Annotated in this window: 12 protein-coding genes; 3 read left to right on the forward strand and 9 right to left on the reverse strand. The window is 73.5% G+C overall.

Annotated elements, in window-relative coordinates; genetic code table 11:
• Positions 1-7: 7 nt before the first annotated feature.
• Positions 8-781 (forward strand): GntR family transcriptional regulator, encoded by a 774-nt coding sequence (locus ACLHRZ_RS28885; RefSeq protein WP_490421497.1) that lies wholly within the window; start codon positions 8-10, stop codon positions 779-781.
• Between the two features lie 13 nt (positions 782-794).
• On the opposite strand, the gene ACLHRZ_RS28890 is transcribed toward ACLHRZ_RS28885, so the two are convergent.
• Entirely contained in the window at positions 795-1,235 is a 441-nt protein-coding gene (locus ACLHRZ_RS28890) for a DUF6278 family protein (RefSeq protein WP_490421498.1), read from the reverse strand.
• 147 nt (positions 1,236-1,382) lie between these two features.
• Between ACLHRZ_RS28890 and ACLHRZ_RS28895 the strand changes: the two genes are divergently transcribed.
• Entirely contained in the window at positions 1,383-3,206 is a 1,824-nt protein-coding gene (locus ACLHRZ_RS28895; protein ID WP_490421517.1) for an SGNH/GDSL hydrolase family protein, read from the forward strand.
• An 8-nt stretch (positions 3,207-3,214) separates the two neighbouring features.
• Here ACLHRZ_RS28895 and ACLHRZ_RS28900 read toward each other — a convergent pair whose 3' ends face one another.
• From ACLHRZ_RS28900 to ACLHRZ_RS28935, 8 genes are all read right to left on the reverse strand, one after another.
• Positions 3,215-3,994 carry an exodeoxyribonuclease III gene (locus ACLHRZ_RS28900; RefSeq protein WP_490421499.1) on the reverse strand — a complete coding sequence of 260 codons (780 nt, stop codon included), beginning with the start codon at positions 3,992-3,994 and terminating at the stop codon, positions 3,215-3,217.
• A gap of 47 nt (positions 3,995-4,041) precedes the next feature.
• Positions 4,042-4,689, reverse strand: a complete 648-nt coding sequence (locus ACLHRZ_RS28905; protein WP_490421500.1) for an MBL fold metallo-hydrolase — start codon at positions 4,687-4,689, stop codon at positions 4,042-4,044.
• Positions 4,690-4,702: 13 nt separating this feature from the next.
• On the reverse strand, positions 4,703-7,345 hold the full coding sequence (locus tag ACLHRZ_RS28910; protein ID WP_490421501.1) for an alpha/beta fold hydrolase: 2,643 nt from the start codon (positions 7,343-7,345) through the stop codon (positions 4,703-4,705).
• Positions 7,346-7,463: 118 nt separating this feature from the next.
• Entirely contained in the window at positions 7,464-9,440 is a 1,977-nt protein-coding gene (locus ACLHRZ_RS28915) for a transglycosylase domain-containing protein (RefSeq protein WP_490421502.1), read from the reverse strand.
• A gap of 70 nt (positions 9,441-9,510) precedes the next feature.
• Positions 9,511-10,398 (reverse strand): esterase/lipase family protein, encoded by an 888-nt coding sequence (locus ACLHRZ_RS28920; RefSeq protein WP_490421503.1) that lies wholly within the window; start codon positions 10,396-10,398, stop codon positions 9,511-9,513.
• A gap of 63 nt (positions 10,399-10,461) precedes the next feature.
• A complete protein-coding gene (locus tag ACLHRZ_RS28925; protein ID WP_490421504.1) occupies positions 10,462-11,358 on the reverse strand; it encodes an esterase/lipase family protein in 897 nt (298 codons plus the stop codon).
• 12 nt (positions 11,359-11,370) lie between these two features.
• Positions 11,371-12,654, reverse strand: a complete 1,284-nt coding sequence (locus tag ACLHRZ_RS28930; protein WP_490421505.1) for a polysaccharide deacetylase family protein — start codon at positions 12,652-12,654, stop codon at positions 11,371-11,373.
• Positions 12,654-13,799 (reverse strand): amidase domain-containing protein, encoded by a 1,146-nt coding sequence (locus ACLHRZ_RS28935; RefSeq protein WP_490421506.1) that lies wholly within the window; start codon positions 13,797-13,799, stop codon positions 12,654-12,656. The genes ACLHRZ_RS28930 and ACLHRZ_RS28935 overlap by 1 nt, the downstream gene beginning before the upstream one ends.
• 518 nt (positions 13,800-14,317) lie before the next feature.
• Between ACLHRZ_RS28935 and ACLHRZ_RS28940 the strand changes: the two genes are divergently transcribed.
• Positions 14,318-21,148, forward strand: a complete 6,831-nt coding sequence (locus tag ACLHRZ_RS28940; RefSeq protein ID WP_490421507.1) for an SDR family NAD(P)-dependent oxidoreductase — start codon at positions 14,318-14,320, stop codon at positions 21,146-21,148.
• The last annotated feature ends 9 nt before the right edge of the window (positions 21,149-21,157 follow it).

The raw sequence follows: 21,157 nt of genomic DNA on the forward strand, positions 1-21,157 counted from the left end.
GCCTGGCGTGGGGGACAGCAGACCGGTGTATCTGCGCATCGCGGACGATCTGCGGCGGCGCATCGACGAGGGCGGCCTCGCCGTGGGCGACCGCATCCCGTCCCGCTCCGAGCTGAAACGCGCCTACACGGCCAGCGACCAGACGGTGGACCGCGCGGTGCGCGTGCTCAAGGCGGCCGGGTACGCGGAAGGGCAGTTCGGGCGGGGCGTGTTCGTCACCGACCGGGCACCGCTGGGGACGCTGCTGCGCTCGACGGGCGCGGTCGACACCCCGTTCGCCGCACAGATCCGCGGCTACGGGACGGTGCCGCCGGCGGGCCACCCCGCCACCGCCCTCACCTGGGAGGCGTCCTCCGCCGAGACGCCCGCCCCGGCGCCGGTCGCCGAGCGGCTCGGGATCGGGCCCGGCGAGCCCGTGCTGTGCACGCAGTACGAGTACCTGGCCAACCGGCACCCGGTGCAACTGGCCACCAGCTGGGAGCCGCTGACCATCACCGCGGGCACCGACGTCGCCCTCCCCGAGCGGGGCCCCTACGCCCGGCGCGGAGTGCGCGGCCGGCTGGCGGCCATCGGGATCCGGGTCGTCCGGGCCCGGGAGCTGGTGGGCTCCCGGCCGGCCACCACGCCGGAGGCGGAGGCGCTCGGCTGCGCGGCCGGGCAGTGCGTCACGGTCGTCGAGCGCACCCACTTCGACGGCGAGGACCGGGCCGTGGAGACCTCCGACATCGTGGTCCGCGCGGACCGCTGGCGGCTGGAGTACACGATCCCGTTCACGAGTTGAGCCTCGTGGGGCTTCAGACCTCCGCCAGCTCCGCGTAGAGCTGGGACAGCTCCGGGGCGCCGTCCGCCGCCCACTCGCGGCCCGCCTCCACCACGTCCGCCTCGCGGCCGTTCGCCAGCCGCACCACCGGCTGGCCGTCGGACCGGATCCGCCAGCCCGCGCCCGCGACCGTACGGACCACCACCGTGCCCAGGTACAGCCCCGCGTCGTTGCCGAGCCAGGGCACCAGCTCCGGATCCTCGCGCCAGCGCGGCTGCAGCTGGTCCAGCTCCTCCAGGGACTCCGGCGAATCGTCGAGCGCGACCCCCGCCGACTGCGCGTGCGCGCGCAGCAGTTCGCACTCCGACAGCAGTCCGGCCAGACCCTCCGGGTCCCGCCCGTCCGCCCCGGGCAGCGCCGCCCCGTGCGCAGTGCCCTGCCGCCTGCGCCAGCTGTCCAAGAAGGGAATGTTCATACCGGCCAGGATGTCACTCGCACGGATGGCCCCACCACAGGCGCGCGGCACACGACGTGACCGCCCGGCCTCCTTGACGTTCCCGCGGCGCCTCCTTAGCTTCATCCCGCCACAGTCGGAGCGGGTACGCAGGAAGGCATGAGTCGCATGCTGCGCACAGCGAAGATCGGCAGGACCCGGCACAGACGGTGGCGGACGGCGGCCGGAGCCGTCGCCGCAGGGGCCGTGTGCGCCCTGGTCCTCCCGCACTCCCCCGCCTTCGCCGCCGCCCCGGCGGCAGCACGAGAGCCGCTCCCCCTGGAGCGGCTCTTCGACAATACGGCGGTCAGCGACGACGGCCGCGTCCGGGCCGCGGACTTCGACGGCACGGGCGCCTCGCTCTCCGCCCAGGACCTGCGGGCCGCGGGCTGGACGCCCGGCCGCACCCTGACCCTCGACGCCTCGCCGCTGCACTGGCCCCGCTCCGGCACCGGGCAGCCCGACAACGTACGGGCCGCCGGGCAGGCCGTGAAACTGACCGGCCGCGGCGAGGCCCTCACCTTCCTCGTGGCCGGCACCGGCGGCCGGGCGAGCGGCCGGGGCACCGTCCGCTACCGCGACGGCTCCTCCGGCGGCTACACCCTCACCGCCCCCGACTGGAAGCGCGGACCGCTCACCACCAAGGCCGTCGGACTGCCCCACATCAACTCGCCGGCAGGCCAACAGGCCACGACCGCACGGCTGTACGCGGTGACCGTGCCGGTCGTCCGCAACCGCGAGGTCCGCTCCGTCGTCCTGCCGCGCACCGGCGACTCCGCCGCACTCCACGTGTTCGCGCTGGCGCTGCGCACTCCCTCGAACGGGTGGACCGGCAGCTGGGCGGCGCCCACGTCCGGGTACGCCTCCGTGGGTCCGTGGAGCGAGCGGACGCTGCGGCTCGTCGTGCACAGCAGCGCGGGCGGCCCGCGCACCCGGATCCGGCTGGCGAACACCTTCGCCGGGCACCCGGTGCGGATCGGCGCCGCCAGCGTGGCCCTGCAGGGCCGGGGCGCCACGGCGGCCGGGCGGCCCGTCCCCCTCGCCTTCGGCGGGCGGGCCGGGGCCGAGATCCCCGCCGGGGCCCAGCAGTTCAGCGATCCCGTGGGCTTCCGGGTGCCGGCCGACGGCAACCTGCTGGTGAGCCTCCATCTGCCCGGCACCGTACGGGCGTTGCCGGTGCACAGCTACACCGCCGGCCAGATCTCGTACCTCACCGTCGACGGCGCCGGCGACCGCACGCTCGAAACCGGCGACGCCTCCTTCCGCCAGACGCTGGGCAGTTGGCCGCTGCTCACCGGCGTGGACGCGGAGGGCGGGCCCGGCTCCGTGGTGGCGCTCGGCGACTCGATCACCGACGGCGAGCGCTCGACGCCCGGCGCGAACGTGCGGTGGCCCGACCTGCTGGCGCGCAGGCTGCGCGCCCAGCACTCGCTGCCCGCCCTCGGCGTGCTCAACGCGGGGATCTCCGGGAACCAGGTGGTCGCCGACCGCTACCCCGGCAACGGCACCAGCAGCGTCATGGCCGGGGTCGGCGCCGGCCACCGGCTGGAGCGCGACGTCCTCGCCCAGACCTCGGCCCGGACGCTGATCGTCTTCGAGGGCGTCAACGACATCCGGACGAACACGACGGCCGAACAGATCGTCGCCGCCCTGCGCTCGATCGCCGAGCAGGCGCACGAACGCGGGATGCGCGTGGTGGCCGCCACCATCGCGCCGTGCGGCGGCTTCCACGACTGCACCGCGGCCGCCGAGGCGAAACGCATCGCCGTCAACCGGCACATCCGGGGCGACGAGGACTCCTACGACGCCGTCTTCGACTTCGACGCGGCCGTCCGCGACCCGCAGCACCCCGAGCGGATGCTGGCGCGCTTCGACTGCGGCGACCACCTGCACCCCGACGACGCCGGGATGCGGGCCTTCAGCGACTCCGTGGAACTGCGCGAACTCGTCTGAGCCACACGCTACATGTCGAGGTCGACGACGACCGGGGCATGGTCCGAGGCGCCCTTGCCCTTGCGCTCCTCGCGGTCCACGTAGGCGTCCTTCACCGCACCGGCGAAGGGGGCGTTGCCGTAGACCAGGTCGATGCGCATGCCCCGGTTCTTGGGGAAGCACAGCTGCCGGTAGTCCCAGTACGTGTACGGGCGGTCGTACTTCAGCGGGCGGGGCACCACGTCGGACAGGCCCGTGTCGCGCAGGGCGGCGAGGGCGGCGCGCTCGGCGGGCGTGACGTGCGTGAGGCCCTCGAAGACGGCCGGGTCGTAGACGTCCTCGTCGGTCGGGGCCACGTTGTAGTCACCGAGGACCGCGAACGGGCGGCCGGCCGCCGCGTCCGCCGCCACCGCATCGCGCAGGGCCTCGAACCAGCGGAGCTTGTAGCCGTAGTGGTCGTGCTCGACGTCGCGCCCGTTGGGCACGTACACCGACCAGACGCGCACACCCCCGCACGTCGCGGAGATCGCGCGGGGCTCCTGTGCGCCCTCGTACTCCGGACCGCCCGGCAGGCCCGTGACCACCTCGTCCAGCCCGACGCGGGAGAGGACCGCCACCCCGTTCCACCGGCCCGTCGCGTTGACCGCCGCCTCGTAGCCCAGCTCGCGCAGCTCCGCCGTGGGGAACTGCTCCGCCGTGCACTTGGCCTCCTGCAGGCACAGCACGTCCGTGCCGCTGCTCTCCAGCCAGGCCAGGAGCCGGGGCAGCCGGGCGCCGATCGAGTTCACGTTCCAGGTGGCGATGCGCATGCTGCCACCCTAACGGCCGGGTGTGACAACGCCGCCCGCGTCGCCCCTCACAGCTCCCGGCTCTCCCCCGCCACCATCCGCCCGTGCTCGGCCCCCGAGACGCCGCCCGGCCCCTGCAGGCCGAGCATCCGGTCGTACACCGGCCGGGCCAGGTCGCTCAGCAGCCCGTCGTGGATGTCGATCGCGCGGCGCGGCTCGACCTCGCGGAGGTAGTCGATGACCTCCGAGACCTTGTTCCACGGGGCCATCACCGGCAGCATCAGCGTGTCGACGGGCCGGTCGGGAACGGTGAGCGCGTCGCCGGGGTGGAAGACGGAATCGTCGACGAAGTACCCGACGTTCGTGATCCGGTCGAGGTCCGGGTGGATCACGGCGTGCAGCTGCCCGTAGACGCGGACGTCGAACCCGGCGGCGGTGAAGGCGTCCCCCTCGCCGACCGTGTGCACCCGGCCGGGGAAGGCCGCCGCCACCTGTTCCGCGACGCTGCGCAGGGTCCACAGCTCGGCGGCCGGGTTCGCCTCCAGCGCGGCACGCAGCCGGCCCTCGTCGAAGTGGTCCGGGTGCTCGTGCGTGACGAGCACGGCGTCCGCCCCGACGGCCGCGTCCTGTTCGCTGAACCCGCCGGGGTCGATGACGAGCGTCCGGCCGTCCTTCTCCAACCGGACGCAGGCGTGGGAGTGCTTGGTCAGCTTCATGCCGCCCATCTTGCTACGGCTGCGGTTCCGCGGCCTCCTCCTGTCCGCCCTCCTCCGCGACGACGCGCCGTGCCACGGCGTAGGCCGCACGGACGGCCGGAGGGCTGCACGAGACCGCACACTGCAGCAGCACCTCCTTGACCTCCTCGGCCGCCACCCCGTGCCGGAGCGCCGCCCGCAGATGCACCTCCAGCTCGTCGAGGTGCCCGCCGGCCGTGAGCGCGGCGAGCGTGACGAGCAGCCGGCTCCGCAGATCCAGCCCCGGCCGGGCCCAGATCGCGGCGTCGCGCGCCACGACGAGCTCGTGGAAGTCGTCCTCGGCCGGGAGCCCGGACCCCGCGGGCAGCAGGAACGGAACGGCGCTGCCCGGCTGGGCGGGGCGGAGGTCGACGGCTGCGGCCGGGCGCTTGGCCAGGGCGTCGGGGGCGCTGGGGGCGCCGCCGGGCGGAACGGGACGACCGTCGACGGCGCCGGCCGGGCGGGCGGCCGGGGCGACGGTTCCTGCCGTGGCGGGGCCGCCGGGCGGCGGGACGGGGCGACCGTCCATCGCCACTGCGGGACGCGCGGACGGGGTTTCGGTCCCGGAGGGAGCATTGCCGGGCGGGACGGGCCAGCCGTCGGCGGCACCCGACGGGCCGACGGACACAGCAGCGGCACCTGCGGCGACCGGGCCACCGGACAGCGAGACGGAAGGGCCGTCAACGGCCCCCGCCGGACGCTCGGACAGGGAACCGGCCCCGGAAGGGGCGTTGCCCTGCGGGACCGGCCAGTCGTCGGCCGCGCCCGACGGGCGAGCCGGCACGCCGGCGGCACCTGTCGCGGCCGGACCACCGTCCAACGGGACGGCAGGGCCGGCAACCGTCCTTCCCGGACGAACCGGCGATGCGTCGGAATCCGTCGCCGGAGTGCTGCCTGCCGGAACCGGCCAATCGTCCACCGTCATCGGCCGGACAGACGTGCCACTCGGCCCGGCAGGCGGGGCATGCCAGTCACCGGCCGTCCCCGGGGCGGCCGGAGCGGGCCAGTCGTCGATCGCCGGCGGCCGGACGGGCGCAGTTCCTCCGCCGGGCGGGACCCGCCGGCCGTCGGCGGCCGAGCCGCCGTTCGTCGGAGCGACGCCCGCCGCGCCCGGCGCCTGAGCCGGCCAGGCGTCAGCCGCTGCCGCCGGGCTGTCGTCCTTCGGCGCGTGCCAGTCACCCGTCACACCTGCTGCGCGAGCGGGTACGGCGGTACCCGGCGGGGTGCTGCCGACCGCAACCGGCCAGTCGTCCGGCACCCCGGCCGGGCGGGACGGCAAGGCGGCCGGCGGAACAGGCCGAACACCGGCCGTCACAGCCGAGTCGGCCGCCGGAGCGTCCGGACGCGGACCCGGCGCGGCATCGCCGGGGCGAGCGGGCCCGGAGGCGGGGGTCGCCGGCGTGCTGCCCGACGGCACAGGCCAGTCGTCCCGTCCAGTCCCCGCACCCGCCGCCGCATCACCAAGGCGAGTGGGCCCGGAAGCCTGTGCCGCCGGAGTGCTCCCCGGCGGCACAGGCCAGTCGTCGGCCGCCGGAGCGGCGCTCCTCGGCGCAGCGTCCGGACGCGGACCCGGCACCGGCGACCAGTCGCCGGGCGTTTGCCCACTGCCGGGCGGCACCGGCCAATCGCCCTGCCCGGCCCCCGCGTCGCCGGGGCGACCGGGCCCGGGAACCGGCCCCGCCGGAGTGCTTCCCGACGGCACCGGCCAGTCGTCCCGCCCGACGCCCGCACGCGGCGCCGCATCACCAGGACCGCCGGACCCACCAGGCGCGGAAACCGGCCCCGCCGGAGCACCCGCGGCCGGCACCGGCCAGTCGTCCCCGCGCCCCGCCGCAGGCGCCGTCGCCCCGGGGACGCGGACCGCCGTGGCCGTCGCCGCCGGCGTCGTGAAGTGGCGGACCAGGAGGTCCGTCACCGCCGCAGGCTGTTCCACCGGAGTCAGGTGGCACGCCCCCGGCACGACCGCGAGGCGGGCGTCGGGGATGCCCGCGACCAGGGCGCGGGCCTGGGCGGGCGGGGTGAGCCGGTCGTCCGCGCCGACGACCACCAGGGTGGGGGCGGCGACGCGGGTCAGGTCCGCCTGCACGTCGAATGCGGCCAGCGCCTCGCACGCCGCCGCGAAGCAGTTCAGGTCGGTGCTGCGGACCATCTGGACGGCCCAGTCCACGATGGCCGGCTGTGCGCTCGCGAACGCGGGCGCGAACCACCGCTCGGGCACGGCGCGGGCGACCGGTTCGAGGCCGCCGCGGCGCACCCCCTCCGCGTCGACGGCGCCGAAGCGGGCCGCGGAGCCCAGCAGGGCGAGCGCGGCGAGGCGGTGCGGGTGGCGGAGGGCGAGGTCGATACCGAGGGCGGAGGCGAAGGAGCAGCCGGCGTAGTCGAAGCGTTCGATGCCCAGGGTGCCGAGGGTGGCGACGAGCCGGTCGGTGAGCTCGCCGACCGTGTGCGCGGGCTCGGCGGGCGATCCGCCGTGGCCGGGCAGGTCGAAGCGCAGAACGCGCCGGTTCCGGCTCAGTTCCGGGATCTGCCGGTCCCACATGTGCCATGTGGTACCCAGCTCGGGGCCCAGGACCAGGACGGGAGCGTCCTCTGGTCCGTCAGAGCGGTATTGCAGGGTGTTCGCCGGTCTCTCACTCACCCGCCCGACCCTCTCATGTATCGCGGCTGCCCCTATGGCGGGGGGCACGAGTGTACGGGCGGGCAGCGTAGCGTCCGACGTGTCGGACGACCCGGCCGGGCCACGGGGCCCGCCGAGGCTACTGCGCCGCGGTCACGTACCGCGTCCACAGCTCGATCGGCAGCGAACTGCCCACCGTGCCCTCAGGCGTTCCGCCGATGCCGTCCAGTGGGAGCAGTTCCTGCGTCCTGGGGTCGATGCGGGCGAGCGAGACCGCGGTCGACAGGGAGTCGCGGTAACCGACGTACCAAGCGGACTTGTTGTCCTGCGCGGTGCCGGTCTTGCCGGCCGTGCCGGGTCCGGCGGCCCGGGCCGGCTTCGCCGTGCCGTTGCGGACCGCCTCGCGCAGGGCGTCGTCCACGGCGCCCGCCACCTGCGGCGGCAGGGCCTGTTCGGGCTCCGGCCGCTCCACGGGCACGTCGTCGCCGTTGCGCCGGAGTCCGGCGACCGAGTACGGCTCGGTGTGCCGGCCCTTGGCGGCGAACGTGGCGTAGGCGTCGGCCATGCGGATGGCGCTGGGCGTGGCGGTGCCGAGCGAGAACGACGGCAGTTTGTCTCCGAGGCTGCTCTCCAGCAGGCCCGTCTGCACGGCCGCCTGGCCGACCCGGTCCAGGCCCACGTCCATGCCCAGCTGCATCATCGGGGTGTTGACCGACTGTGCGACCGCGTCCTTGAGCGGGATCCTCCCCCAGGACTCGTCGCCTTCGTTGACCGCTCTGACGATCTTCCCCGACCGGTCCCAGTAGGGGCCCTCCGGGGTCTGCAGGGAGACCTTGTCGTTGCCGTCGTAGAGCGTCGACGGCGTCACGCCGGTGCGGGGTTTGCCGCGCTCGCGCTGCACCCCGTCGCGCAGGGCAGCCGCGTAGACGAACGGGGTGAAGGCGCTGCCCGCGGGCACGACGGACGAATTGGCGTCGTTGAAGCCCTGCTTGAGGTAGTCCGGCCCGCCGTACAGGGCGACGATGCGCCCGTCGGTGGCCACCGACGCGGCGCCGATGCGGACATTGCGGTCGGCCTCGCGCCGGTCCGGGTCCAGACCGTTCCGCGCCTGCTCGACCGCCCGGGTGAGCGCTGTCATCCGCTTCTTGTCGAACGTGGTGCGGATCTGGTAGCCGCCGAGCGCGAAGTCCCGCTCGGAGACGTGGGAGTGGGCGAGCAGATAGGCGCGGGCCGTCTCGACGAGGTAGCCGGTCTGGCCGGTCAGCCCGGTGACCTTGGGCGGGGCGATCGGCTCGGGGAAGTGCGTGTACTGCGCGCGCTCCTGCTTGGAGAGCTTGCCGATGGCCACCATCCGGTCCAGGACCCAGTTCCAGCGCTCCACCGCGCGCTTGTGGTTCGCGGCGCCGGAGGCCGGGTCGTAGAGAGCGGCGCCCTTGAGCAGGGACGCCAGGAAGGCGCCCTCGCTCGCGTTCAGCTGCGAGACGTCCTTGCCGTAGTAGGCGTGGGCGGCGCGCTGGATGCCGTAGGCGCCGCGCCCGTACCAACTGGTGTTGAGGTACTGCTCGAGGATCTCGTCCTTGCTCATCCTGTTGTCGAGCTTGATCGCGATGAACATCTCGGTGAGCTTGCGCGAGAAGGTCTGTTCCTGGTTGAGGTAGGCGTTCTTCACGTACTGCTGGGTGATGGTCGAACCGCCCTGGGTGTCGCCCCCGGTGGCCATCCTGGAGACCGCGCGGACCATGCCGCTGAGGGAGACGCCATTGTCGGAGTAGAACGTCTCGTTCTCCGCGGCCAGCGCCGCCCAGCGGACCTTGCCGGGCACCTTCGCCAGCGGTGTGTCCTGCCGGTCGACCTCGCCGGTGCGGGCCATCTCGCTGCCGTCGGCCCAGTAGTAGACGTTGTCCTGCTGGGTGGCGAAGGCGTTGAGGTCGGCCGGTATCGCGGTGCGCATGAACATGATCGTCAGCAGTCCGGCCACGACGGCGACGGCGAGGCCGAGCAGCCCCAGCGTCTGGCGCCACGACGGTACCCAGCGCCGGAACCCCGTCCGCCCCGGGCGGGGATAGGCGGGGCGGAACCGCCGCAGTGCGGTCGCGAGCTGTTTGCGAGTGATCACTGTTCCGTCCGGCAACAGGGCAAGGGGCCCGGCCGCCGGGGGGGAGGCGGCCGGGCCGGTACGGGGGGTGTCAGCTGAGAGCGGAGGCGCAGGTGGTGGGGGTGGCGTGCGCCGGGTCGAGCGCGTTGGCCACTTCGTGGAAGGCGACGCGGTCGATCGTGCCGATCGCGGCGTGCTCCGAGATGTCGGCCTTGCACAGGTCCTGGAGGACGACGTTGCGGACGTCCGGACCGTTCAGGAACTGGGATGTGTACGGTGTGGCGATCTCGTCGTACTTGGTCGAGATGACCGTGTACTTCACACCCGGCACGGTGTCCGGCTTCGAGTTCAGCTTCTTCAGGAACTCCGACCCCACCAGCTGGTCCTCCACGCCGGGCAGGGTGAGCGAAACGACCTTGCGCGCGCCGGGGACGATGTCCGCAAGGCGGGAGAGCCCCGAGACGGTGGTGCCGTGGTTGTCGGGGGCGATGCCCACGAGCTTGCCGACCTTGCCGGCGCCGTCGAGGAAGTTGAGGTAGTAGCGCGGCAGGGGGCCGCCGCCCTGGGAGTGCCCGACCAGGTCCACCTTCTCGGCGCCGGTCGACTTCCGGACCTTGTCGACGAACGCGGACAGCTGCCCGGCCGACTTCTCGATCGGCCCGATGCCGTTGAAGAGCGGCACACCGGGCAACTGGCCGTAGTCGAAGGAGTAGACGCAGTAGCCGCGCTTGGCCAGGTAAGGGGCCCCCACCAGCCAGTTGTCCCAGGAGTTGGCGAAGGTGCCGTGGATCAGGACGACGGGCTGGGGGTGGGCGGCGGACGGCTTGCAGGACCAGTCGTTCCAGCCGCTGGTGACGGCCTTGCCGGCCGCGCCGTCGGCCGGGGCCGCCGAGGCCGCGGTGGAACCGAAGGACAGGGCCAGCGCCAGCGCCGAAACGGTACCGGCGAGGACACGGAGCGATCTCTTGCGTACGGACATGGGACAACCTCGCAAGTAGGGGGTTGGGAAACCGACTTCGAGCCGGAGTACCGGACGACAGGGTCAGCTGACGGCGGACTTGCAGGTGGTGGGGGTCGCGTGCGCCGGGTCGAGCGCGTTCTTCACCTCGTTGTAGGCGATGCGGTCGATCAGGCCCAGCGCGATGTGCTCGGAGACGTCGAGCTTGCAGAGGTCCTGGACCACCACGTTGCGCACGTTCGGGCCGGAGAGCTGCTGCGTCTTGTAGGGCGTGGCGATCTCGTCGTACTTGGTCGAGATGACCGTGTACTTCACACCCGGCACGGTGTCCGGCTTCGAGTTCAGCTTCTTCAGGAACTCGGAGCCGACCATCTGGTCCTGCACGCCGGGGACGGTGAGGTCCAGCACCTGGCTCACGCCGGGGACCTTGCGCCCGAGAATGGCCAGCCCGGAGGCAGTGGCGCCGTGGTTGTCCGGGGCCAGGCCTATGAGCTTGTCGACCTTGGAGGCGCCGTTCATGAACTCCATGTAGTAGCGGGGCAGGGGGCCGCCGCCCTGGGAGTGGCCGACGATGTCCACCTTCTTCGTCCCCGTGGACTTGAGGACCTTGTCCACGAAGGTGGACACCTCCCCTGCCGACTTGACGAGCGGCCCCTGGCCGTTGAGCGTCGGCATGTAAGGCAACTTGCCGTAGTCGAGGGAGTAGACGCAGTAACCCTCCTTGACCAGCGACGGGGCCGTGAGGAACCAGGTGTCCAGCTGGTTGGCCCAGGTGCCGTGGAGGAGGACGACGGGGTTGGGGTGGGCGGCGGACGGCTTGCAGGACCAGTTGTTCCAGCCGCTGGTGACGGTCTTGCCGGCCTTTGCGGTCTTCGCGTCTGCCGGGGCGGCGGACGCGGAGGCGGCGACCGCCGTCACGGCCATGGCCAGCGCCGTGGCGGTGCAGGCGAGGGCGGGGACGGATCTCTTGCGCGGGGACATGGGGGTGGTACCTCACAATGGGGGAACGGGGGGTTGCTTGACCAGGGACTTCCAGTCCGGGGACTGCGCCGGGTCCAGCCGGCGCATCCTCTCCAGGACCTGGGGATCCTGGACGTCCAGCCAGTCGGCGAGCTGTTTGAAGGTCACGCAGCGCACGCCGTCGCGCTTGCAGACCGACTTCACGACGTCCTCGACGGCCTTCATGTAGATGCCGCCGTTCCAGTCCTCGAAGTGGTTGCCGATGAACAGCGGGGCGCGGCTGCCGTTGTAGACGCGCTCGAAGCCGTCGAGATAGCTGTCCCTGGTCAGCTTGCGCCACTGCGCGTACTTGGCCGGATCGCCCTGGGTGCTGTCACCGGACTGGTTGTAGAGGAAGTTGAAGTCCATGGAGAGGACTTGCTGCTCGGTCCCGGGATAGGGGACGAGCTGCAGCGGGAAGTTCCAGATGCCGTCGGTTTTCGACGGCCAGAGCTGGAAGTCGCCGGGGGAACTGGCGTCGTAGCGCCAGCCGAACGACTTGGCGGCCTTGAGCAGGTTCTTCTGGCCTTCCAGGCAAGGGGCTCGACCGCCGGCGAGCTCCTTCTTGTAGTCGAAGGGCAGTGGGGGCAGGTCTTTGTAGCCGGTGTTGGTCTTCCAGTTCTCGACGAAGGAATAGGACTGCTCGATCTCGCTCTTCCACTCGGCGACGCTCCAGTCGCCGCCGCCCTTGGCCCCGCAGAAGTGCCCGTTGAAGTGCGTGCCAATCTCGTTGCCCTCCAGCCAGGCGCCGCTCAGCTGTTCCAGGGTGTCCCTGATGTGCTGGTCGGTGGCGTAGGAGATCGCCATCTCACCGGGCTTGTGCTGCGGCGGCTTGTACATCGACGCCTTCGACTTCGGCAGCAGGTATGTGCCGGTGAGGAAGAACGTCATGTTCGCGTTGTTCTCCTTGGCGACCTCACGGAAGTGCGAGAACTGCTCGTCGTCGCCCTGGAGGGCGCCGTCCCAGGAGAACACCACGAACTGCGGCGGCTTCTCCCCCGGTTTGAGCTTCTCCGGCTTGGGCTGGTGCGGCTGCGGGCCGGTGTAGGACGTCGAACCGTCGCCCAGGGTCCGTACCTTCCCGTCCCACTTCTCCCCCGGCTCCGCCGACTTCGACGCCGACGGGGCGGGGGTCGGCGAGGCCGAGGAGGGGCGGGCGGAGGGCGTGGACGCGGCCATGTTCCCTGCCCCGCCCCCGCCCGATCCGCAGCCCGACAGCAGCCCGAGCATGAGGGCGGTCCCGGTCGCCAGGACCGCCGCGCCGCGCACCGTACGCATCAGGTGCGGTAGGCGTACCACTTGGTGAGCGGCAGCATCACCGAGAGGCTCAGCAACGACCGCCGATAGGTGTCGAAGGAGTGGTACGTCAGATACGGGGTGCCGAGAGCATCGCGGTAAGTCACCAGCATGGTGTGGTCCTTGGACCCGTCACGGTCGAAGTCCGCCTGGAGGACGTCCCCGACCTCCATCTGGTAGGCGTACTTCAGAGGCTTCACCCGCCCCGAGTTCTGCGCGAACCAGGACCACTCGTTGACGCCGGTCCAGGAATCCGACTCGGTGTCGGATCCGTACCACCACTTCGTGTAGTCACCGGCCTTGCCACCGGCGCTCTTCCAGCCGCCCGCCTTCAGTGCCTGGCTGACGAAGTTCGTACAGTCGCCGCCGGTCCCCAGCGGGTGCGAACGGTAGTCCGGGTTGTAATTCTTCCAGTACTTCTCGGCGTAGTCGGCCATCGCCTTGTAGTCGAGGCCGGTGTTCGTGTCCTTCGGCAGCCGCTTGGGGAACGGCCAGAGACTCGCCTGGGGAGCGTTCGGCATGTCGTTCTCGCCCGCGGCGGCCTTCGCCTCGGGCGCAGCAGGTGCCGGTGCGGGTGCGTTGATCTGCGGCATCTCGTCCAGAGCCTTGATGCCGGCCAGCTCCCACGACCCGTTCTTGCCGGCGTCGAAGCTCAGTTCGTGGTGGGCCTGGAAGCCGGTGGTGCCCGGCTCGTCACCGCGGATCTTCTGGTAGGTCAGCTGCGTGGTCTCGGTCACCCGGACCGTGGCCTTCTTGCCCTCGACGCCGGCCCGGTCCACCACGACCCGGGTGTCGCCGGCGGAGTACGCCTCACCCAGGGCCTTGAGCTTCGTCCTGCGCTCGTGCAGCGAGGCCACGACGGACTTCTCCGAACGCGCCGTCGCGGACGAGAGGTTCGCCTTCTTCGCGGACGGCGCAGTGGCGTGCCCCGTCACCTTGCCGTCGACGATCGCCGCCGTCCGGTCGGTGAGCACGACACCCGCTATGCGGCCGAGGGATTCGGCCGTCGCCCTGTCCACGCTCCCGGGCCGGTCCGCCGCTCCCGCGGGGGACGCCGGCACCAGCGCGGCCGACACCGCCAGGCAGGCGACCGTCCCGGCGGCAGATCTGAGCGTCAATGACTTCACAGGACTCCTTTCTCCGTCCGGCCCTTTTCGAGCCGGACAGCAGGAATCCTTGCACAGCGTTCCCGAATATCAACACCGGGGCGGGAAAAACTTTCCTGACGGAATTCACCACCGAGCCCACGGCCATCCAACTCCCCACTCTTTCAGGGGAGTTGGGCCTGTCACCGCAATTGGTCCGGACTATATTTGCGGCAATTCCACGCCCGTTGCGGGCTTGCCGCAATTCCCTTGCGGGATTCCCGCAACCGATGCGAATGTGACGTACACCATTCACAGGATAATGCCGATCCGGGTATTCCCTCCGCGCCCCGCCGTGCAATGATCCAGCCAGGCCCGCCGGGGAAGCCGGGCCGCATTCTCTCCGTGCCGGCCTTCGGACGACCTTCGATCGTCACGCACCTCTCACGCACCTCTTGCCTCACCTTGGCACCGATCGCGGCGTCCCTCCGGCCTCGGACGTCCGACGCCCCGCGCATTCCCGGTGCTTCCGAACGACCCTCCTGCCACTCGGAGTTCCCGTGTCCACAGAAACCATCCTGGGCGTCAGCCCGTTCGGCGAACCCGATCCACGCCTGGTGGCGGCGGTCTGCCGCGCCGGCGGTCTTGGCGTGCTCGATCTCGGAAGGGGCCGGCGCCGCGCGGCCCGCGAGGCCCTCCGACTGGTGCGGCAATGGGTGCCGGGCCCGTTCGGGGTGCGCGTCGGGGCGGGATGCGCGCTCGGGCCCGACGACCTGGCGGCCGACGGGGGCGTGCACACCGTACTGCTCGGCGCGGACGCCGGGTTGGCCCCGGCCGACCTCGCCGCCGGCCGGCACCGCGTCCTGGTCGAGGTCACCGACCACGAGACGGCCCTGACGGCCGCACGCGCCGGGGCGCACGGTCTCGTCGCCCGGGGGAACGAGGCGGGCGGCCGCGTCGGCGAGCTGAGCACCTTCGTCCTCCTCCAGCAGCTGGTGGCGGACCCGGAACTCGGCCTGCCCGTCTGGGCCTGCGGAGGCATCGGGCCGCACACCGCCGCGGCCGCCGTCGTCGGCGGTGCGGCGGGGGTCGTCCTCGACACCCAGCTGGCGCTGCTCGACGAATCCGGCGTCCCGGAGGACGTGGCGGCGGCGATCCGCCCCCTGGACGGCTCGGAGACCGTGACGGCCGCCGGCCACCGGGTGCTGCGCCGCCGGGGACCGGACACACCGCCCCTGCCGGACGAACCCGCCGAAGTCGCCCGGCTGCTGGGCGCGGAGGATCCGCGGACCCGGCTGCTCCCCGTGGGCCAGGACGGCTTCCTGGCCGCCTCGTTCGCGCGGCGCTGGGGCGACGTGGGCTCGGCCGTCCGCGGCATCACCGCCGCCGTCCGGGAGGCCGTGCGCGACGACGCCGCCGGGGACGCGCTGCTCCGCGGCTCCCCCATGAGCCGCGCGACGGGCACCGTGCTGCCCATCGCCCAGGGGCCCATGACCAGGGTCAGCGACCAGGCGCGGTTCGCGGCCGCCGTCGCCGGCCACGGCGGGCTGCCCTTCCTCGCGCTGGCCCTCGCCGGGCCCCTGGAGGCGCGGATCCTGCTGGAGCAGGCCCGCGACGAACTGGGCGACACTCCTTGGGGCGTGGGCGTCCTCGGCTTCGCGCCCGCGCACATCAAGGCCGTACAGCTGGAGCTCGTCCGGGAGATCCGGCCCTCCTGCGCCATCATCGCGGGCGGCAGGCCCGCGCAGGCGGCCGAGCTGGAGGCGGCGGGCATCGACGCCTTCCTGCACGTGCCCTCGCCCGGGCTGCTCCGGCAGTTCCTGGACGCGGGCGCGCGTAAGTTCGTCTTCGAGGGCTCGGAGTGCGGCGGCCACGTCGGACCGCGGAGCAGCTTCGCCCTGTGGGAGGCGCAGGCCGAGGTGCTGGAGGAGTTCCTCGACACGGCCGCGGACGCGGACCCCGCCGAGCTGCGGGTGTTCTTCGCCGGCGGCGTGCACGACAAGCGGTCGGCCGCGATGGTGGCCGCGCTCGCCGCGCCGCTGTCCGCCCGCGGAGTCGCGGTCGGGCTGCTCATGGGCACCGCCTACCTGTTCACCGAGGAGGCGGTGGACCGGGGCGCCGTGCGGCCGTCGTTCCAGCGGCAGGTCCTGACGGCCCGCCGGACCGAGCTGCTGGAGACCGCGCCCGGCCACGCCACCCGCTGCGTGAGCAGCCCGTTCACGGACGAATTCCGCGGTGCCAAGGAGGAGTTGCGGGAGAGCGGCGTCCCGGAGCGGCAGGCGTGGGAGCAGCTGGAACAGCTCAACGTCGGGCGGCTGAGGATCGCCAGCAAGGGCGTGGAGCGGACCGGCGATTCGCTCACGGAGGTGGACGAGGACCGGCAGCTGGCCGAGGGCATGTTCATGGCCGGCCAGGTGGCCGTGCTGCGGTCCGCGGTCACCACCGTCCCCGAACTGCACGCCGCCGTCAGCGCGGAGGCCGCCGGCTTCTTCGCCGCGCGCGCCCGGCGGCTGCGCGAGGGGTTCCGCCAGGAGGCCCCGGAGCTGACCCCTGCCCCGCTCGACATCGCCGTGGTCGGCATGGCCTGCATGTTCCCCGGCGCGCCGGACCTGGCCGCCTACTGGGCGAACGTCGTCGCGGGCACCGACGCGGTCGGCGAGGTGCCGCCGGAGCGCTGGGACGCGGAGCTGCACCACGGACCCGGGGCGGACGGCACCCGCACGGAGTCGAAGTGGGGCGGCTTCCTGCCGGACATCCCCTTCGACCCGCTGCGCTACGGCATCCCGCCGTCCTCGCTCGGCAGCATCGAGCCGGTGCAGCTGCTCGCGCTGGAGGCCGCGCGGCGGGCGCTGAGCGACGCCGGATACGAGAAGCGTCCCTTCGACCGCTCCAGGGCCTCGGTCGTGTTCGGGGCCGAGGCGGGCAGCGACCTGTCGAACGCCACCACCGTGCGCACGGTGCTCCCCGCCTACCTGGGCGAACTGCCGCCCGGGCTGGACGAGCAACTGCCGCGGCTGACCGAGGACTCGTTCCCGGGCATGCTGGCCAACGTCATCGCCGGTCGGATCGCCAACCGGCTCGACCTCGGCGGCGCGAACTTCACCGTGGACGCGGCCTGCGCCTCCTCGCTGGCCGCGGTGGACGTGGCGTGCAAGGAACTGTCCGCCGGCACCAGCGACCTCGTGCTGTGCGGAGGCGCGGACCTGCACAACGGGATCAACGACTTTCTGCTGTTCTCCTCCGTGCACGCGCTGTCCCCCACCGGCCGCTCCCGCACCTTCGACAGCGCGGCGGACGGCATCGCGCTCGGCGAGGGCGTCGCCTGCGTCGTCCTCAAGCGGCTGGCGGACGCCGAGCGGGACGGCGACCGCGTCTACGCCGTCGTCAAGGGCGTCGGCAGTTCGAGCGACGGCAGGTCCCTGGGCCTGACGGCACCCCGCCCGGAGGGCCAGCGGGCCGCGCTGGAGCGGGCCTACCGCCACGCCGGGATCTCGCCCGCCGCCGTGGGCCTGCTGGAGGCCCACGGCACCGGGACGGTCGTCGGCGACCGCACCGAACTCACCACGCTCACCGAGGTGTTCACCGAGGCCGGGGCGGCGCCGGGCGGCTGCGCGCTCGGCTCGGTGAAGTCCCAGATCGGGCACACCAAGTGCGCCGCAGGACTGGCCGGCCTGGTCAAGACGGCCCTGGCCCTGCACACCGGGGTCAGGCCGCCCACGGCGCAGCTGACCCGGCCCAACCCGGCCTGGGAGGCGGAGAGCAGCCCGTTCGCCTTCCACACCGTCGCCCGCCCGTGGGCGGCCGAGCCCGGCGAACGGGTCGCCGGGGTCAGCGCGTTCGGCTTCGGCGGCACCAACTTCCACGTGGTGCTGCGCGGGCACGAGGCGGGGCCCCCGCCCCGGCACGGGCTCGACGCCTGGCCTGCGGAGCTGTTCGTCTTCCACGGCACCGACCGGGCGGACGCCGCCCGGGAGATCGGCCGGCTGCTGGAACTGGCCGCGGAGAACGACCGCCAGGGCCACACCTGGCGGCTGCGCGACCTGGCGCTGAGCGCCGCCCGGCGCGCCGACGCGTCCGGGAAGCCGGCCTGGGCGGCCGTCGTGGCCCGCGACCTGGACGAGCTACCCGGGCTGCTGGGACGGGCCCGGGAGGGCGAGCACGATCCCCGGGCGGGGGTCTTCGGTGCGGGGACGGACGGGCCGGAGGGCGGCGAGGTGGCGTTCCTCTTCCCCGGTCAAGGCAGTCAACGGCCGGACATGCTCGCCGAGTTGTTCATCGCCTTCCCGGAGGTCCAGCGGTATCTGCGGACCGGTCACGAGTGGGCGGACATCGTCTTCCCGCCGACCGCCTTCGACCCCGCCGCCGAGGAGACGCGGCGCGCCCGGGTCACCGACACCAGGACCGCCCAGCCCGCGCTGGGCGTCATGGGGCTGACCGTGACCGAGCTGCTGGGCCGGGCCGGGATCCGGCCCGCGGCGGTGGCCGGGCACAGCTACGGCGAACTGGTCGCGCTGTGCGCGGCCGGGGCGTTCGGCCCGGAGACGCTGCTGGAGCTGAGCGCGGCGCGCGCGGAGGCGATCCTCGCCGCCGCCGGCGCGGAGCCGGGGACCATGGCCGCCGTGGCGGCCGGGCCCGAGGACGTCGCCGAGGAGCTGCGGGCGGCCGGGCCGGCCGGCCGGGTGGTGGTCGCGAACCACAACGCACCGCGGCAGACCGTGATTTCCGGCCCCGTCGAAGCAGTCGAGGAAGCGGTGCGCCGGCTGCGCGAGCGGGGCCTGGGAGCCAAACCGATCCCGGTGGCGTGCGCCTTCCACAGCCCCCTGGTGGCCCCGGCCGGCGAGCGGTTCGCCGAGGCCCTCGCCGCCCGGCCCATGGCCGCACCGGAGATACCGGTGTGGGCGAACCTGACGGCCACCGTCCATCCCGGCCACCCGGACGGGATACGGGCCGGGCTGGCGGCCCAGATCGGTTCCCCCGTGCTCTTCGCGCAGCAGATCGAGGGGATGTACGAGTCCGGCGTCCGGGTCTTCGTGGAGGCCGGACCGGGGTCGGTGCTGACGGGGCTCGTCAGCAAGATCCTCGGCGACCGTCCGCACACGGCGGTGGGGTGCGAGGGGCCCGAAGGCCCCGGACTGCGCGGCTTCCTGGGCCTGCTCGCCCGGCTCGCCGTCGCCGGCGTCCCCGTCCGTACCGGCTGGACGCACCGGGGGCGCGACAGCGTCGAAGCCGTCCCCGGGGCCTGCCCCGCGGCCCCCGGCTGGATCGTCAACGGGCAGCTGACGCGCACCCGCGACGGCGGCCTGCTGCCCGGCTCGCTCGCACCCGCCCGACGCATACCGATGGAGGAGATGACAGTGATCCGCGCCCAGGACGGCGGCACGGCGGCCGACCGCGACCGGATGGTCCACGAATTCCTGCGCACCAGCCGGGAGTTGGTCGCAGCGCAGCGCGACGTGCTGCTGACGTACCTCGGCGGGGCGGCGGATGCGCCACCGGCCGCACCGGTGCCGGTGCCGGCACCGGTGCCGGACACGTTCCGGCCTGCCGCGCCTCCTGCCGTCGAGGCTCTTCCCGAGCCCGCGGCACCACCGGCCGACGTGCTCGCGACCGTCCTGGACATCATCGGCGAACGCACCGGCTATCCCCTCGACATGATCGAGCCCGGTCTCGACCTGGAGGCCGACCTGAGCATCGACTCCATCAAGCGCGTCGAGATCGTCGGCGAGCTGGCCGCACGGCTGGGCTTCGGCACCGGCGGTACGGAGCTCCCCCGGCTCGACGACGCGGAGCTGGAGGCGGTCTCCAAGGCCCGTACGGCGTCCGGCATCGCCGAGCTGCTGGAGGAGCGGCTGCCCGGCGGGGGAACGGCCCCCGCGCAGCAGACCCCCGCCCCTGCGGAGGACCCCGGTCCGGCCGTCGTCGGCGAGGCGCCCGGCAGGCTGGTCCTGCGCAGCGTCCGACTCGCCTCCCCCGACGGGGACTTCGCGGCCCTGGAGGGAACACGGTTCGCCCTGCTGGGTGACGCCGGGCCGGTGCCGGACGCGCTGGCCGCCCTGCTGGGCGCCCGCGGCGCGGAGGCGGTCGTCCTGCCGCCGGACCACGTGCTCACGGACGAGGACGGCCCGCTGGACGGGGTGTTCCACCTGGCGGCGCTGTCGCAGGACGGCGGCGGGCCGCTCCTGCCCGGGGCCTTCCCGGTGTTCCAGGCCGCGCTGCGGCGCGGGCCGCGCTGGCTGCTCGCCGCTGCGCCCGCCGGGGCCGACGGACGGGCGGACGGGCTGCGGGGCCTGTTCCGGACCGTCGCGCGGGAGTACCCGGACGTCCTCGCCCGGTTCGTCGAGCCGGCCCCGCAGCTGACCGCCGCCGAGGTGGCGGCCGCGCTGGTGGGCGAGTTGACGGCCGGGGAGCCGGCCCCGGTGGTGCTGCGGTCGGCGGACGGCGGCCGGTACGGGCTCGAAACCGTGGCCGCCGGCCTCGGCGCCCTGGGCGACCGCGGCGCGGGCCCGGCCGGGGACGGCACTGCCGAGGCGGCCGCCGTCGGCCTGGACCGGGACGCGGTGGTGCTGCTGATCGGCGGCGCCCGGGGCATCTCCGCGCGGATCGCCGCGACCTTCGCGGCGGCCTCGCGCTGCCGGATCGAGCTGGCCGGCCGGACCGTCCTCCCTGACACCCCCGAGGACGACTCCGTCCGGCAGGCGCCGGACCGGGCCGCGCTGCGGGCCGTCCTGGCCGGGCAGGGTGAACGCTCTCCGGCCGGCATCGAGCGGGCCGTCTCGGAGATCCTCGCCCGCCGCGAGGTGCGCCGCACCCTCGACATCCTGCAGGACCTGGGCAGTCCGGTGCGCTACCGCACGGTGGACGTCCGGGACCCCGAGGCGGTGCGCCGCCTGGTGGCGGACGTCCACGCCGAACACGGCCGCCTGGACGGCGTGGTGTACGCGGCCGGGATCATCGAGGACCGCGTCCTGGCCGAGAAGGACCCCGACTCCTTCCGCCGGGTCTACGACACCAAGGTCGACGGCGCACGCACCCTGCTGGCCTCATTGGACGAGCTGCCGCAGGCCCCCCGGTTCGCCGTGTTCTTCGGCAGCATCGCCGCCGTCCTCGGCAACCGCGGCCAGGCGGACTATGCGGCGGCCAACGACGCCCTGCAGTCCCTCGGCAGCCGGTGGGCGGAGCAGTCCACGTCCCGTGCGCTGACGGTGCATTGGGGACCCTGGGCGCCGGACGGGGAGCACGCGGGCATGGTGACCCCCGAGCTCGCCCGGGAGTACGCGCGGCGCGGCATCGGGCTCATCGACCCCGAGGAGGGGGCACTGTGCCTGCTGCGCGAGCTCGCCTGGGGCGAGGAATCGGCCGACGCCGTGGTCTACACCGCAACCGGCTGGTAAGTGAGAACT

Source organism: Streptomyces sp. AM25 (assembly GCF_058146165.1).

Bases quoted from the DNA above. Each gene is read 5' to 3' on its own strand.
- ACLHRZ_RS28920 (WP_490421503.1), bottom strand. From the start codon at position 10,398: ATGTCCGTACGCAAGAGATCGCTCCGTGTCCTCGCCGGTACCGTTTCG.
- ACLHRZ_RS28930 (WP_490421505.1), bottom strand. From the start codon at position 12,654: ATGCGTACGGTGCGCGGCGCGGCGGTCCTGGCGACCGGGACCGCCCTC.
- ACLHRZ_RS28890 (WP_490421498.1), bottom strand. From the start codon at position 1,235: ATGAACATTCCCTTCTTGGACAGCTGGCGCAGGCGGCAGGGCACTGCG.
- ACLHRZ_RS28905 (WP_490421500.1), bottom strand. From the start codon at position 4,689: ATGAAGCTGACCAAGCACTCCCACGCCTGCGTCCGGTTGGAGAAGGAC.
- ACLHRZ_RS28900 (WP_490421499.1), bottom strand. From the start codon at position 3,994: ATGCGCATCGCCACCTGGAACGTGAACTCGATCGGCGCCCGGCTGCCC.
- ACLHRZ_RS28925 (WP_490421504.1), bottom strand. From the start codon at position 11,358: ATGTCCCCGCGCAAGAGATCCGTCCCCGCCCTCGCCTGCACCGCCACG.
- ACLHRZ_RS28895 (WP_490421517.1), top strand. From the start codon at position 1,383: ATGCTGCGCACAGCGAAGATCGGCAGGACCCGGCACAGACGGTGGCGG.